Source organism: Salibaculum sp., assembly GCF_035270045.1.
In the GTDB taxonomy this organism is placed as follows: Bacteria; Pseudomonadota; Alphaproteobacteria; order Rhodobacterales; family Rhodobacteraceae; genus Salibaculum.
In genome coordinates this window covers 17,970-32,715 of the sequence record NZ_DATFIP010000087.1, presented here as the reverse complement: position 1 = coordinate 32,715, position 14,746 = coordinate 17,970, and the positions used below count along the sequence as shown (strand labels likewise).

Below are 14,746 nucleotides of genomic sequence, written 5' to 3'. Positions count from 1 at the left end.
GCCGTGCTGCGCGCCGCCTGGCCGGACGTCGAGCGCCGCGACTGGATCGTCATGGCGGGTGCCGATGACCACGGCGGCGACTGGGTCGGTTGCGGTGGTCATTTCATGGGCACTTTCGCCGCGCCCTTTCTGGACATCCCGCCCACCGGCCACCTGGCGCATATGCGGTTCCATGAATTCTATCGCCTCAAGGACGGCAAGGTGGTGGAATACCAGGCGCTCTGGGACATTCCCGAAGTCATGATGCAGGCAAATGCCTGGCCCATGGCGCCGTCGCTGGGGCGCGAATTCTGCGTGCCGGGACCGGCCTCGGGCGATGGGCTGATCCGACCCGCGCGGGACGAGGGCCGGAGCCGCGACAGCCAGCGGATCATCGTGGACATGCTCGATCACATGAAACGGCATCCCAGCCAGGGCGGTCCCCAGGTGATGGAAATGCCGCGTTTCTGGGATGACAGGATGACTTGGTATGGCCCCGCCGGCATCGGCACCGGCCGGGGCATCGCGGGGTTCCGCAACTGGCACCAGATTCCGTTCCTGGCGGGTATGCCCGACCGGGGCCAATACGTGGACGAGATCACCTACCACTTCTTTGGTGACAACGACTACGTCGCCGTGACCGGCTGGCCCAACATGATCCAGACCGTCAGCCATGACGGCTGGCTGGGCATCGCGCCCTCGGGTAAGAAGATCACCATGAAGAGCCTCGATTTCTGGCGGCTGGAGAATGGCCGTATCCGGGAAAACTGGGTGATGGTGGATATCCTCGATGCCTACCGGCAACTGGGCGTCGATGTCTTCGCCCGGCTGCGCGAATTCAACAAGGCACGGGTGCCGGGATCAGTGCCCTTCCCGGTCGGAGACGCCTGATGGACCTGCCGCGAACGCCCTCGTTCCGCCTGGACGGCAAGCGCGCGCTGGTTACCGGTGCCTCGTCCGGCATCGGGCTGGGCGCCGCTGTGGCGCTGGCCGAGGCGGGGGCGCATGTGATCTGCGCCGCCCGGGGCATGGACCGGCTGGCCGAGGCTGTCGCGGCGATGCACTCGGCCGGGTTCAGCGCCGAGGCCCAGGCGCTGGACGTGGCCGACGAGGCGGCAGTGCGCGACACCTTCGCCGGGGCGCCTTTCGACGTGGTCGTCAATGCCGCCGGCCTGGCCCGCCACTCCCCCGCGCTGGACACCCGCCCCGAGGATTACGACGCGGTCATGGGCGTGAACCTGCGCGGCGCCTATTTCCTGTCCCAGCAGGCCGCCCGGGCCATGACGGCGGCCGGGCAGGGCGGTTCGATCATCCATGTCTCAAGCCAGATGGCCCATGTCGGCGGGGTTGACCGCGCGGTCTATGCCGCCTCGAAACACGGGTTGGAGGGCATGGTGAAATCCATGGCCATCGAATGGGGCCCGGGCGGTATCCGCATCAACACGATCTGTCCCACTTTCATCCGGACGCCGCTTACCGAACAGACCTTCGAAAACCCCGAGCGCGTCAAGTGGATCGAGGAGAAGATCAAGCTGGGCCGTGTTGGCGCGGTTGAGGATATCATGGGTGCCGTGGTCTACTTGGCCACGCCCGCCTCGGCGCTGGTCACGGGCAGCGCGTTGCTTCTGGACGGGGGCTGGACGGCAGGATGATGGACCGCGCGCGGATTACCTCGGCCCAGGTCGCCGCTCGTGCCGGGGTCAGCCAATCGGCGGTCAGCCGGGTTTTCACGCCCGGTGCCTCGGCCTCGGCCAGGACGATCGAGAAGGTGCGCCTGGCCGCAGCCGAGCTGGGCTATAGGCCCAACGTCCTGGCTCGCGCCATGGTCTCTGGCAAGAGCCGGATCATCGGTCTGGTCGTGGCCTACCTCGAAAACCAGTTCTACCCTGTGGCACTGGAACGGCTGTCCAACGCGCTGCAGGCTCAGGGCTATCATATTCTCATCTTTACCGCGCCCAACTCGATCGAAGACGCGGATGTGGTTGTGCAGGACCTGATGGATTACCAGGTCGACGGGATCCTCACCGCCTCGGTCGCCATCAGCTCGACCCTGGCCGACAGGGCGAACGCCGCCGGCATCCCGGTGGTCCTGTTCAACCGCGGGCAGGACGACAGCGGCTTTTCCTCGGTCACCTCGACGAATTTCGAGGGTGGCCGCAAGGCGGCGGAATTCCTGCTGGCCGGCGGTCACGAACGCATCGCCCACATCGCCGGCTGGCAGGGCAGTTCCACGGGCCGCGACCGGCAGGCCGGGTTCCTGTCGGTGCTGCAAGAGGCCGGCGTGACCCCCTTCGCGACGGTCGATGGCATGTACAAGCGCGAGGTCGCGATGCAATGCGCCCGGCAGCTGATCGGCGGCGGGGAAAGGCCCGACGCGATCTTCGTGGGCAATGACCACATGGCCTTTGCCGTGATGGACGAGCTGCGCCTGACCGGGATGGTCCCGGGGCGGGACGTGTCCGTCGTGGGCTACGACGACGTTCCGCTGGCGGGCTGGCCGGCCTATGACCTGACCACGATCCGCCAGCCGGTGAACCGGATGGTGGACGCGGCGGTCGAAACGATACTGGCCCAGGTCGAAACCGCCGGCATTGCGCCGCAACAGATCGAAATCGAGGGCGAGCTGATCCTGCGCAGCTCGGCCCGCATTCCCGAAGGATGGACAGGATGAAAGGGTTCGACCCGAAATTCGCCGATTTCCCCGACTATATAATCGGCATCACCAAAGAGATCTGGGAAGATCGCGGCATCGCCACGCTGCACCACTACTACGCGCCCGATATCGTCGTGCGCTCGCCGGCCTCGGTCGTGGTGGGCAACCAGGGTGTCATCGCGGCCACCATGGCGACCCTCGCCGAGTTTCCCGACCGTGAATTGCTGGGTGAGGACGTGATCTGGTCGGGCACGCCCGAACAGGGGATGCTGTCGAGCCACCGTATCATCTCGAAGGCGACCCATGCGCACGACGGTGTCTATGGCGCGGCGTCGGGGGCCAAGCTGCAATACCGGATTCTTGCCGATTGTCATGCCCGGAACAATGCCATCGACGACGAGTGGCTGATCCGCGACCAGACCGCCATCGTGCGCCAGATTGGCTGGGACCCGACGGATTACGCCCGCGACCTGATCGCCCGGGAGGGCGGCCCCGAGGCCTGCGTGCGCCCGCTGAGCCCCGCCACGGACATGCCCGGACCCTACAAGGGGTCTGGTAATGACAATGAATGGGGTCAGCGCCACGCCGACCTTCTGACCCGGATCATGGGCGCCGACATGGGTGCGGTCGAGGCCGAGTATGACCGCGCCGCGCAACTGGAATATCCCGGTGGCGCAACCGGCCATGGCTGGCCTGCGGCCGACGGGTTCTGGATGGGGCTGCGCGCGGCCTTTCCGGATGCCGAGTTCCGCATCGACCACCAGATCGGGCGCGATGACCCGAACATGCCGCCGCGCTCGGCGATCCGCTGGTCGCTGCAAGGCACGCATTCGGGCTGGGGCACGTTCGGTGCGCCCACCGGGGCCAAGGTCTACCTGTTGGGGATTTCCCAGGCCGAATGGGGCGAGTTGATCTCGGGGCAGGTGAAGCTGCGCCGGGAATGGACACTCTTCGACGAAACCGCGATCTGGAAACAGATCCTCCTGCATACGGGCGCGCTGTGATGCGCCAGCCCGAAGTCATACGACGGCTGCACATGCTGTTCCAGGCGCGCCGGTCCGTGCGCCTGAACCCGCATCCGCCGGGACGTGTTTTCTGATTTCCCGACGCTCAGAAACTCAACCCGAAAGGACCAATGACATGACACCCCAGGACATGGAATCCCGCATCGTCCGCTATGGCGAACTGCAACCCTGCAAGACGGCCTTCATCGACGCTCACACCCCGGGCAGCAACCAGAAAGAGAACTTCACCATCATCGGTGGCGGGGTCTCCGAATCCCCCGATCAGCATGTTCACATCAGCATCCAGCACGGTTTCAACATCGGTGCGGCAGGCCAGCCGCCACGCGTGCGCAACTCGCTGCACGATCACAGCACCGCCGAGGTCTTCTTCGTGCTCTCGGGGCGCTGGCGCTTCTTCTGGGGGCGCTGGGGGACCGCCGGCGAGGTCACGCTGGAGCCGGGCGACATCTTCAACATCCCCACCGGCGTCTTCCGGGGCTTCGAGAACATCGGCACCGATTACGGGATGATCATGGCCATTCTGGGTGGCGATGATGCGGGCGGTGGCGTCAAGTGGGCGCCGCAGGTCATTGAAGAAGCCGCCGATCATGGCCTTGTCCTGGCCGAGACCGGCAAGCTCTACGACACCAAGCAGGGCCAGGCCCTGCCCGATGGTGTGAAGCCGATGCCCCTGATGAGCGAGGCCGAACTGGCCAAGCGCGGCGAGCCCAGCACGGCCGAGGTCCTCCCGAACCATGTGGCCCGCTACTGGGACATGGTGGCGCTGGCAGACAAGGCCCCGGCGAAGGTGATCGGTGCGACCGGACTGTTGCGTGACAGGCCCGGCTTCGAGGTGAATTTTCTTACGCGCGGCAGCGCGACCGGGGAAAAGCAGAGCCATGACCGCCCCAGCGTGCTGATGCCGGTCACGGGCTATTGGCGGGTTGACTGGGAAGGCGGCCGCGCCACCCTTGCGCCGGGTGACACCATGTCGGTGCCCGAAAACCTGGCCCACGGCGTGGTGCCGTCGATGACCGGCGAGGCCGCGCTTTATCAGATCATCGGCACGGACGACCCCGCCGGCCCCACCTGGCAGGGCTGATCCGGGTCGGCTAACGAAAGGATTTCCCCTTGGCGGCACTTCTTCTCGGGTCCATCGGCGTTCTTGCCGAAACCTCGCACCTTCAACGCGCGGCCTTCAACGCGGCCTTCGCCGAAGCCGGCCTGGACTGGAAATGGTCCGAGGCGCGCTATGCTGATCTGCTGGCGCGCTCGGGCGGGGCCGACCGGATCGCCGCCGAGGCGGCCCGCCAGGGCCAGGATGTTGACGTGGCAGCCCTGCACGCCAGCAAGAGCGCCCTGTTCCAGCGTCGCCTGGCGCAGGGGGTGCCTTTGCGCCCCGGTGTGGCCGAGACGATGGCGGCCGCCCGGGACGCGGGGCATGCGGTGGCGCTGGTAACGACCACCAGCGCGGCCAACGTGGACGCGGTGCTGGCGGCAACGCGGCTGTCGCACGCGGATTTCGACCTGATCCTGACCCGTGACGACGTCACCGATCCCAAGCCCGCCCCCGAGGTCTACGTCCTGGCCATGCGACGGTTGGGTCATCCCGCGGTCCAAGCGGTCGAGGACAATCCAGACGGGCTCCGCGCGGCGCTGGGCGCCGGGTTGACTTGCACCGCCTTTCCTGGCGCGCTGCACGATGCCGCCAATTTCGAGGGGGCCAGTGCGGTGGTGCGGACCCTGACCCTGCCAGCCGGGTCGGACGCATGACCGGACGCCCCGAGGATATCCGCGGCGTCTACGAACGCCAGGCGGCTGTCTATGACGCGCAGCGCTCGCGCGTGCTGTTCGAGGCCCGCTGGCTGGCGCGCTTTGCCGCGGCGCTGCCAACTGGTGGGCGTGTGCTGGACCTTGGCTGCGGCGCCGGCGAGCCTATCGCGCGCTGGTTCATGGCCGAGGGCTTTCGCGTCACCGGTTTGGACCTTGCTACCCCGATGCTGGAGATCGCGCGCGGGCGCTGGCCTGACGGCGACTGGCGCGAAGGCGACATGCGCGACCTTGAGCTGGGCGAGACCTTCGAGGGCATCGTCGCCTGGGACAGTTTCTTTCATCTCGACCCGCAGGCCCAGCGGCAGACCTTGGGCCGCATGGCCGCGCACCTGGCTCCCGGCGGCGCCCTGCTGGTGACCGTCGGCCCCAAGGCGGGCGAGGCCACGGGCGAGGTTGGCGGCGAGCCGGTCTACCATGCCTCTCTCTCGCCCGCGCAATATGCCGCCTGTCTGGAAGATCACGGAATGCGGCTGACCGGGTTCCTTGCCGAAGACCCCGAAACCGACAAGCACAGCGTGCTGATGGCGCGCAAGGAGGACTGACCAGATGCCCATCAAGACAAGCCACGTGGGATCGCTGCCGCGCACGCAAGAGGTCGTGGATTTCATTTTCGCCCGCGAGCATGGCAGGGATTACGATCCGGCGGCGTTCGCTGCCTGTATGACGGCGGCAGTATCGGACACCGTGCAAAGACAGAAAGAGGCTGGCATCGATATTGTTTCCGACGGCGAAACGTCCAAGATCAGCTATGCCACCTACGTCAAGGACCGCTACACCGGCTTCGACGGGGACAGCCCGCGCAACGCGCCCGCGGACCTCAAGAAATTCCCCACGTTCCTCAAGCGCCTGGCCGATGACGGGGGTACGCCGAAATATGCCAGGCCCATGTGCGTGGGCGAGGTGAAGTCCAAGGGCCAGGGCGAGTTGCAGGAGGATATCGCCAATCTCAAGGCGGCGATGGCCGAGCACGGAGTGGCGCGCGGTTTCATGAACGCCGCCAGCCCCGGCGTGATCTCGCTGTTCCTGCAGAACGATCATTACCCCACGCGCGAGGCCTACCTCGCCGCACTGGCCGATGCCATGAAAGAGGAGTACGAGACCATCGTCGCCTCCGGCCTTGACCTGCAACTGGACTGCCCCGACCTGGCGCTGTCGCGGCATATGCTGTTCAACGACCTGTCCGACGCCGAGTTCCTGAAGATCGCCAATTCCCACGTCGAGGCGCTGAACCACGCGCTCGCGGACGTGCCCGCCGACAAGGTGCGCGTTCATATCTGCTGGGGCAACTACGAGGGGCCGCATGTCTGCGATATCTCCATGGCAAGCATGTTCGACACGCTGATGGCAACCAAGGCGCGCTACGTGCTGTTCGAGACCTCGAACCCCCGCCACGGCCACGAATGGGCGGTGTTCCGCGACCGCAAGGCCGACATCCCCGACGACAAGGTTCTGGTGCCCGGCGTGGTGGATACGACGACGAACTTCGTGGAACACCCCGACCTGGTGGCCCAGCGGACCCGGCGCTTTGTCGATATCGTCGGCGCCGATCGCGTGATTGCCGGGTCAGATTGCGGCTTTGGAACCTTCGCGGGCTTTGGCGCCGTGGACCCCGAGATCGCCTATGCCAAGCTGGGCGCGCTGGCCGAGGGGGCGGCGCTGGTCAGGTGACGGCGCCACTGATCCTGCTTCCGGGCATGATGTGCGACGCGCGGCTCTTCGGCGCGCAGGTCGCGGCGCTGGGGGCGACGGTTCTGCCCGTCACCGGGGCCGAGACCGTGCAAGCGCTGGCCGCCGAGGTTCTGGCGCAGGCCCCCGAGCGCTTCGCGCTGGGCGGGCTGTCCATGGGCGGCATCGTTGCGATGGAGGTGATCCGGCAGGCCCCCGATCGGGTCGCCGGGCTGGCCCTGATGGACGCCAACCCTCTGGCCGAGGCTGAGCACGTCAAGGCCCGCCGCCAGCCGCAGATGGACCGCGCGGCGGCGGGCGGGCTGGGTGCGGTGATGCGCGACGAGATGAAGCCCAACTACCTTGCCGACGGACCGGGGCGCGCGGCGATCCTGGACCTGTGCATGGACATGGCGTTGGACCTGGGGCCGGATGTCTTCATCCGCCAGTCGCGCGCCCTGCACGACCGGCCTGACCAATGCGAAACGTTGCGCGGGTTCGATCGCCCGGCGCTGGTGCTCTGCGGGCGTGATGACAGCCTGTGCCCCGTGGCGCGGCACGAATTGATGCACGCCCTGCTGCCCGATTCTACCCTGCGGGTGATCGAGGGCGCGGGCCACCTGCCCACCCTGGAACAGCCCGATGCGACAACCGCGGCCCTGCGCCGCTGGCTTGAGGAGACATGACCATGGACCAATCCCTGCTGGACCTGCTGCGGCGGGTCGATACCCCGACCGTGTGCAACGCCATCGAGGTGGTCGAGGGCAAGCGCGGCTTCGACCGTTTCACCCGCGGTACGGTTCTGTGCAGCGACCCCGAAGGCGGCGCCGTCGTAGGGTATGCCCGAACGGCGCGGATCGCCGCTGCCGTCCCGCCCGACGAGGCGCCGGAGGTCATCAAGGCCCGGCGCATGGACTACTACCGCCATATGTCGCAAGGCCCCCGACCCGCCCTGGCGGTTATCGAGGACATGGACGGCACCGATGCCGTCGGCGCCTTCTGGGGCGAGATCAACACCACCGTCCACAAGGGCTTCGGCCTGGCGGGCGCGCTGACCAACGGCGTGATGCGTGACCTCGGTGATCTGCCCGAGGGGTTCCCGGTGATCGCCGGGTCGGTGGGGCCGAGCCACGCCTTTGTCCATGTGCGCGAGATCGGCACGCCGGTCACGGTTTTCGGGCTGACGGTGGCCGATGGCGAGCTGATCCACGCCGACCGCCACGGCGCGCTTGTCATCCCCGAGGGCCACCTGCCCGAGCTGGCCCGCGCCATCCCCAAGCTGCTGGAGACCGAGCGCCTGGTGCTGGATCCGGCCCGCGCCCCGGATTTCGACTTCGAAAGGTTCGAGGCCGCCTGGGCCGCCTTCGAGAAAGCCCGCACCTGAGCGCGGATTGACCCCCGCGCCCGCCCCGCCCATGCTGGCGCGCGTGTGGAGGGCGTGATGGTTGCAACCCGCGGGCTGACGATCGACGAGGTGAAGGGCGACACCGGCTGGTCGGCGCTGGAACGGGATTTGCTCGACGCCTGCGCGACCGGGCGGTTTGCCGTCACGATGAACGAAAACCCGCCAGCTTTGAGCGATCCGCCGACGGTGGCGGAAATGGTGGACCGATTTCGCCCGAAGGGTACGCAGGACCCCGGCCGCCGCGTGCGCCCCGCCCTGATCCGCTACCTGCTCGAGGGCGGCTGTGCCGATGGCGCCCGCCCCCATCCCAAGGGCGTCAAGCTGGCCGGGGCGTGGATCGACGGGGAGCTTGACCTGCAAGGCTGCCGCACCGAGCTTGACCTGTCCCTGCACCATTGCCTCTTTCCGGCGCGCCCGACCTTCCGAGACGCGCACCTTGGCGCACTCCACTTATCTGGCAGTCGAATGGAAAAAGGTCTCGATTTGCAACGCCTGCGAATTGAAACGGGGTTGCATCTTCGCGATGGGTTTAGCGCGAAAGGTGGCGTTGACCTTTCTGGCGCCTGGATCAAAGGACATTTGGATTGTAAGGGCGGCCTCTTTTCGACAGATAGAGGCCCGGCGCTTACCGTGAATTCGGCCACCATTGGTGGCACCCTGTTCATGATAGATGCCTTTCAAGCGTATGGTGAGGTTAACCTTTGCCAAGTGAATATTGCCGGTCATTTGGATTGCTCTGGGGGCCGGTTCTACGGAGACTTGGGTCGAGCTTTATATGCGAACGGGGCCAGCGTTGGCGCCTCGGTATTCCTCAGTAGCGGTTTCTACGCTAGGGGAGAGGTCAATCTGGTCGCAGCCAAGATCACTGTGCAACTGGCCTGCGTCGGCGGCCGGTTCGACGGGGTCGGGGGCCGCGCGCTGGACGCGGACGCGGCGGTGATCGGCGCGCACGTGTTGCTGCGCGGCGGGTTCCACGCCACGGGCGAGGTCAACCTGACCGGCGCCAATATAACCGGGCAATTATCCTGCGATGGTGGCCGGTTTGACGGCGCCGGGGGCCGGGCGCTGACCGCCCAGGCGGCGGTGATCGGCGCGGATGTGTTTCTTCGCGAGGGGGTCCACGCGACGGGCGTCATGGACTTCGTCCGCGCGCGGATTACGGGCAACCTATCAATCGCCGGGGCCACCCTGGCCGATGGCCTCGCCCTCGAATCGGCGCGGATTACCGAAGGGCTTTTCTGGCGTGACCTGCGCGACACCTGCCGCGGGATCGACCTGACCGAGGCCAGTTGCGGTGTCCTTCACGACGAACGCGGGGCCTGGGACCGCACGAAAGAGATGCACCTGTCAGGCTTCACCTATGACCGGCTGCAAAGCGACATGAGCCTGGGCGAGCGGCTGCACTGGCTGGGCCGCAAGACCGAGCGCGCCCTGCCGCCCGAGTTCGCCGCGAACCTGCGCGCCCAGCCGTGGCTGGGCGAGGACCGCAGCGCTTTTGATCCGCAGCCCTACACCCACCTGGCCCGCGTGCTGGACGCGCAGGGCAATCGTGGCGGGGCCGCCCGGGTTCTGGAAAGGCGCGAACACCTGGTCCGGGTCGCGGCGCAGCGCCGCGCCCTAAGCCGGGTGGATGGCACATGGCAGGCCGCGCTCGCGTCCCTGCCGGCCGTGGGGACGCGCGGTGTCGATGCGCTGTTCCGGGGGGTTTTCGGCTATGGCCACGCCCCGGCGCGCGCCCTGCTTTGGGTCCTGGCGATCCTGCTCGGGGCCTCGGTCCTCTATGGCACGGCCTACCGGGCCGGGCAGATGGCGCCGAATTCGGATGTCGTGCTGACCTCGCCGGCGTGGCAGGCGGCGGTGGCGGCGGGCTGCGCGCCGGTGGACTGGGCCGCCGTAGGCTGGTCCGCGCCACAAGACACGGCGGACTGCACCATGCCGCTGCACGCCTGGCTGGCCGAGGCCCCGGCGGCGGCGGATTACGAGAGCTTCAACGCCGGGCTCTACGCGCTGGACCTGTTCGTGCCGCTGGACGCGCTGGGCCAGGAAACCACCTGGGCGCCCTCGCGCGACCGGGGCTGGTGGGGCTGGCTGGGCTACGCCCTGCGCATGCCGATCCAGATGGCCGGCTGGCTGATCACCGCCGTGGGCGCCGCTGTTCTGACCGGCCTGGTGGGGCGGCGCGACTAGCGCCCCTCGAACCGGGCCTGCAGGGCCGCGGCGTCATAGTCGCGGTCCAGCCAGGTTTCGAAGTCGGGCGCGTCCGAGGCGGCGAAATCGTCCAGCAGCATGTCCAGCACGCCGGTCCGGGTCCAGCGGAAGTGGATGTAGCGGGCCGACAGCATCCGACGCGCGCGGGCCAGCGGTTCCCCCTCGATCACCATCAGGTAGATGGCGCTGGCCAGCCCGGCGCGGTCGGCCCCCGACTTGCAGTGGATCAGCAGCGGGCGTTCGGCCTGTCGAAACAGCGCGATCATCTTTTGCAGCGCTGCCTTGTCGGGGGCCGCGCGTGACCGCAGGGCGACCCCGTAAAGTGTGATACCGTGGTGTGCGCAGGCCTCTTGCTCGAGCAGGTAGAAGGGCGTCGCGGCAGTGCCGCGCAGGGTGATGATGCTGCGGATGCCCCGCTCGGCCAGGCGGGCGATGCGGGGCTCGTCTGGGTAGTTGGATCGCCAGGCGCCGGCGGCGAATTCCGACTGGTTGTGCCAGAGATTGCGCAGGATGCCATGATCGACCCAGCGCACGTAGCGGCGGGCCCGTCGGTGGTCGGCTGTGCCTGCGAGGGCCGCGTGCCGCCGACCGTTGCGCCAACGGCGCAGTTTCTGTCCAAGCAATATCATATGGGCCCCGGCATGATCTCGCGGCGGTGCATAGCCCGAAGCGCCTCGCGGGACAAGCGGACCCGACGGGGTGTTCCCGCCGCGCGGGCTTGGTGCTATGGCGTGGGTCCGACGTCGAGGGAGGGCAGGCATGGCCGAGGCACCTGTGACCATGCGCGAAAGGCTGGAATACACGGGCATCACCGTGGCGCTAGGGCTTTTGCGGCGGCTGCCCTACCGCGCGCGGGTGCGCCTGGCCGGCCGGGCCATGGTGGCGCTGTCGGGGCCGCTGGGCCTGCGTGCACGGGTGCGCGAGAACCTGGCCCATGTCCTGCCCGATCTGCCCGCCGCCGAGGTCGAGGCGCTGGAGCGCGCGGTGCCCGATACCATCGGGCGGCTGTTCATCGAGGAGTTCTCGCCCGACGGCCTCGACACCATGGCGCGCGCCGCGTGGTTCGGCGGGCCGGGGGTCGCGGCGTTGGAAGAGGCCCGTGCCGCAGGCCGCCCGATCATCATCGCCTCTGGACATATCGGCAATTACGACGCTTACCGCCGGGCGCTGTTGCAGCGCGGGTTCAATGTCGGCTCGCTTTACCGTCCGTTCAACAACCGGCCCTTCGACCGGCGCTACCGGGCGGTCATGGAAGATGGCGGCGGGGTGCTTTTCGCGCGTGGGCGGGCCGGGATGGCCGGCATGGTGCGTCACCTGCGCGCGGGTGGTGTGCTGGGAGTGCTGCACGACCAGCACATGGACCGCGGGGCCGATCTGCGCTTTTTCGGCAAACCGGCCATGACCGCCACCTCCGCCGCTGACCTGGCGCTGAAATATGACGCTCTGCTGGTGCCCGTCTACGGCATCCGCCGGCTCGATGGCCTGCATTTCGACCTGGTCACCGAGGCCCCGATCCCGCATGGCGATCCGCTGGCCATGACCCAGGCGCTGAATGACAGCCTGGAGGCGCAGGTGCGCGCGCACATGGGTCAGTGGATCTGGACGCATCGGCGCTGGAAGGTGCCGCGCCGTCGCCAGGCCCAAGCGGGCGCGATCTGAGACGACAAGGGGCAAGGCCATGGCATTCTCGATCCCGCACGCGGTCTACCTGGCCGTCAGCCGGTTCACCGGGCCAGCCTTTGCGCTGTGGCAGCGCCGGGCCCTGGCCCGCGGCAAGGAGGACCCCGACCGGCTGGGCGAACGCTGGGGCCGCAGCCCGCGTGAGCGCCCCGAGGGCCGCCTGGTCTGGTTCCATGCCGCCAGCGTCGGCGAGACCCAGTCGATCCTGCCCTTGATCGCGCGTCTGCTGGCCACGGTTCCGGACGTGCAGGTCATGGTGACATCGACCACCCGCAGCTCGGCGGGGATGCTGGCGCGCGACCTGCCGCCGCGCGCCTTTCACCAGGTCGCACCCTATGACACCAAGGGGGCCTGCCGCCGCTTCCTGCGCCATTGGCAGCCCAACGTCGCGGTCTGGGTCGAAAGCGAGCTTTGGCCGCGGATGCTCTACGAGGTGGCGCGGCGCGACGTTCCGATGCTGCTGCTCAACGCGCGGGTCTCGGGCCGGACGGCCGCGCGATGGCGTCGCTTCTCGGGGACGGCCCGGGCCTTGCTGGCCCCGTTCCGTCAGATCCACGTCCAGGAAGAAACGACGCTGGCGGCGATGCGTGGGGTGGGTGTGAACGGGGATCGGGTGCGCCTGACCGGCGCGCTCAAGCAGGATCGCCCGGCGTTGTCCCATGACCCCCGGGCCCTGGCCCGCCTGCGCGCGGTGATCGGCGATCAGCAGGTCTGGTGCGCCGCCTCGACCCACCCGGGCGAGGACGAGGCGGTGCTGGCGGCCCATGCCAGAATCGGGGGCTTGTTGATCCTGGTCCCGCGTCACGCCGAGAGGGCCGAGGCCATTGCCGCGCTGATCCGGACAGCCGGCTTGACCATGGCCCAGCGCAGCCGGGGAGAGGCACCGGATGGGCAGACGGATGTCTACCTGGCCGACACCATGGGCGAGATGGGGCTGTGGTTCCGCCTTGCCCCCGTGGCTTTCGTCGGCGGGTCGCTGGCGCGGGTCGGCGGGCACAACCCCTACGAGCCCGCGCAACTCGACACGGCGATCCTGCACGGGCCCCACGTGGACAATTTCGCCGAGATCTACACCGCGCTCGACGCCGAGGGCGGCGCCCTGCCCGTGAGCGGGGCCGAGGACCTGGCCGCGGCCGTTCGGCGCTTGCAGGCGGGCGAGCACGAGAGAGTGGCGCGCGCTGCGGCCGGCGTCGTACGTCGCGCGCAGGGCGCGACTGAGGCCGCGCTTCAGGCGATCCTCGAACAGCTGACCTATTGAGTTGTGCGCCTTCGCACAGGACCGGTTGGAAGGTGCGGCTTGAGCGCGTGCCGGTGCAGGACCTAGATGAGGTGCAGTCAGCGACGCCAAGAGGTTCCAATGTCCATTCGCCCCACCCTAGAGACCCGCAAGGCCCGGCCAACCATGGAAGGGGCCGGCGTGCACCTGCATCGAGCCTTCGGCTTTCAGGACCCGTCCGAACTGGACCCTTTCCTGTTGTTCGACGATTTTCGCAATGACCTGCCCGAACACTACCTGCGCGGCTTTCCCTGGCACCCGCACCGGGGGATCGAAACGATCACCTATGTCCTCAACGGCACCGTGGAACACGGCGACTCCCTTGGCAACGCAGGCACGCTCGGCGCGGGCGACGTTCAGTGGATGACCGCCGGGTCGGGCATTCTCCACCAGGAGATGCCCAAGGGAAACGCGAATGGCCAGATGCACGGTTTCCAATTGTGGGGAAACCTGCCCGGCAGCCAGAAGATGACCGCGCCGCGCTACCAGGATGTTCAGGCCGGGGACATCCCAGAGGTTATCGACGACGACGGCACCGTCGTGCGGGTGATCGTGGGCGAATTCTGGGGCCGGACCGGTCCCGTGGACGGCATCGCCGCCGACCCGCAATACCTGGACGTTTCGATTCCGCCGGGGGTGACCAAGACCTTCCGGATCGACACCTATCGCCGCGCCTTTGCCTATGTCTTTGCCGGCCAGGGCGCCTTTGCCGACGCCAGCGCGCCGTCGGGCGTGCTGTTGGAAAAGGAGGTCATGGGCGAGGAGGTCAACATCCGCGACATGTCAGGCGACCGCACGCTGGTGCGCTTCGGCACCGGCGACGAAGTGACGGTCCAGGCAGGCGCGGAAGGCGTGCGCTTCTTGTTGATCTCGGGCGCGCCGATCCAGGAGCCGGTTGCCTGGCATGGTCCGATCGTGATGAACACCCAAGAAGAACTGCGACAGGCCATGCGCGAGCTGCGCAACGGGTGCTTCATCAAGCCCGCGCATTAGGCAGGGTTTTCGCCTTTCATTTGTGCCCCTTTGTCATAGCTTCATGTGCG

The 14,746-nt window shown here is 67.8% G+C and carries 15 protein-coding genes; 14 read left to right on the top strand and 1 reads right to left on the bottom strand.

Annotated features, from left to right (window positions below; genetic code table 11):
• From VJ897_RS15090 to VJ897_RS15040, 11 genes are all read left to right on the top strand, one after another.
• The coding region (locus tag VJ897_RS15090) for an ester cyclase (RefSeq protein ID WP_324056623.1) at positions 1-870 on the top strand (870 nt) is incomplete at its 5' end.
• Complete coding sequence (locus VJ897_RS15085) at positions 870-1,631, top strand: SDR family NAD(P)-dependent oxidoreductase (RefSeq protein WP_324056622.1); 762 nt, start codon at positions 870-872, stop codon at positions 1,629-1,631. The genes VJ897_RS15090 and VJ897_RS15085, both read left to right, overlap by 1 nt.
• Positions 1,631-2,650: a LacI family DNA-binding transcriptional regulator gene (locus VJ897_RS15080; protein ID WP_324056627.1), complete on the top strand. Its 1,020-nt coding sequence runs from the start codon at positions 1,631-1,633 to the stop codon at positions 2,648-2,650. Before VJ897_RS15085 ends, VJ897_RS15080 begins: the two co-directional genes overlap by 1 nt.
• Positions 2,647-3,636: a nuclear transport factor 2 family protein gene (locus tag VJ897_RS15075; RefSeq protein WP_324056621.1), complete on the top strand. Its 990-nt coding sequence runs from the start codon at positions 2,647-2,649 to the stop codon at positions 3,634-3,636. Before VJ897_RS15080 ends, VJ897_RS15075 begins: the two co-directional genes overlap by 4 nt.
• A 136-nt stretch (positions 3,637-3,772) precedes the next feature.
• A complete protein-coding gene (locus VJ897_RS15070) occupies positions 3,773-4,738 on the top strand; it encodes a cupin domain-containing protein (RefSeq protein WP_324056620.1) in 966 nt (321 codons plus the stop codon).
• Positions 4,739-4,767: 29 nt separating this feature from the next.
• The gene (locus VJ897_RS15065; protein WP_324056619.1) at positions 4,768-5,409 is read left to right on the top strand and encodes an HAD family hydrolase; all 642 of its coding nucleotides are present in this window, start codon (positions 4,768-4,770) and stop codon (positions 5,407-5,409) included.
• Complete coding sequence (locus tag VJ897_RS15060) at positions 5,406-6,011, top strand: class I SAM-dependent DNA methyltransferase (protein WP_324056618.1); 606 nt, start codon at positions 5,406-5,408, stop codon at positions 6,009-6,011. The genes VJ897_RS15065 and VJ897_RS15060 overlap by 4 nt, the downstream gene beginning before the upstream one ends.
• Before the next feature lie 4 nt (positions 6,012-6,015).
• Positions 6,016-7,137: a cobalamin-independent methionine synthase II family protein gene (locus tag VJ897_RS15055; RefSeq protein ID WP_324056617.1), complete on the top strand. Its 1,122-nt coding sequence runs from the start codon at positions 6,016-6,018 to the stop codon at positions 7,135-7,137.
• A gap of 29 nt (positions 7,138-7,166) precedes the next feature.
• A complete protein-coding gene (locus VJ897_RS15050; RefSeq protein WP_324056626.1) occupies positions 7,167-7,820 on the top strand; it encodes an alpha/beta fold hydrolase in 654 nt (217 codons plus the stop codon).
• Between the two features lie 2 nt (positions 7,821-7,822).
• Positions 7,823-8,518: an RraA family protein gene (locus tag VJ897_RS15045; RefSeq protein WP_324056615.1), complete on the top strand. Its 696-nt coding sequence runs from the start codon at positions 7,823-7,825 to the stop codon at positions 8,516-8,518.
• A gap of 57 nt (positions 8,519-8,575) precedes the next feature.
• Complete coding sequence (locus VJ897_RS15040; RefSeq protein ID WP_324056614.1) at positions 8,576-10,726, top strand: hypothetical protein; 2,151 nt, start codon at positions 8,576-8,578, stop codon at positions 10,724-10,726.
• Here VJ897_RS15040 and VJ897_RS15035 read toward each other — a convergent pair.
• The gene (locus VJ897_RS15035; protein ID WP_324056613.1) at positions 10,723-11,376 is read right to left on the bottom strand and encodes a fused DSP-PTPase phosphatase/NAD kinase-like protein; all 654 of its coding nucleotides are present in this window, start codon (positions 11,374-11,376) and stop codon (positions 10,723-10,725) included. The genes VJ897_RS15040 and VJ897_RS15035 overlap by 4 nt on opposite strands.
• Before the next feature lie 130 nt (positions 11,377-11,506).
• Here VJ897_RS15035 and VJ897_RS15030 point away from each other — a divergent pair, with 130 nt between their 5' ends.
• From VJ897_RS15030 to VJ897_RS15020, 3 genes are all read left to right on the top strand, one after another.
• Positions 11,507-12,406 (top strand): lysophospholipid acyltransferase family protein, encoded by a 900-nt coding sequence (locus tag VJ897_RS15030; RefSeq protein WP_324056611.1) that lies wholly within the window; start codon positions 11,507-11,509, stop codon positions 12,404-12,406.
• A gap of 19 nt (positions 12,407-12,425) precedes the next feature.
• A complete protein-coding gene (locus VJ897_RS15025; protein ID WP_324056610.1) occupies positions 12,426-13,685 on the top strand; it encodes a 3-deoxy-D-manno-octulosonic acid transferase in 1,260 nt (419 codons plus the stop codon).
• A gap of 99 nt (positions 13,686-13,784) precedes the next feature.
• Positions 13,785-14,696, top strand: coding sequence for a pirin family protein (locus tag VJ897_RS15020; RefSeq protein ID WP_324056609.1), 912 nt, complete (start codon positions 13,785-13,787; stop codon positions 14,694-14,696).
• Positions 14,697-14,746 lie beyond the last annotated feature (50 nt).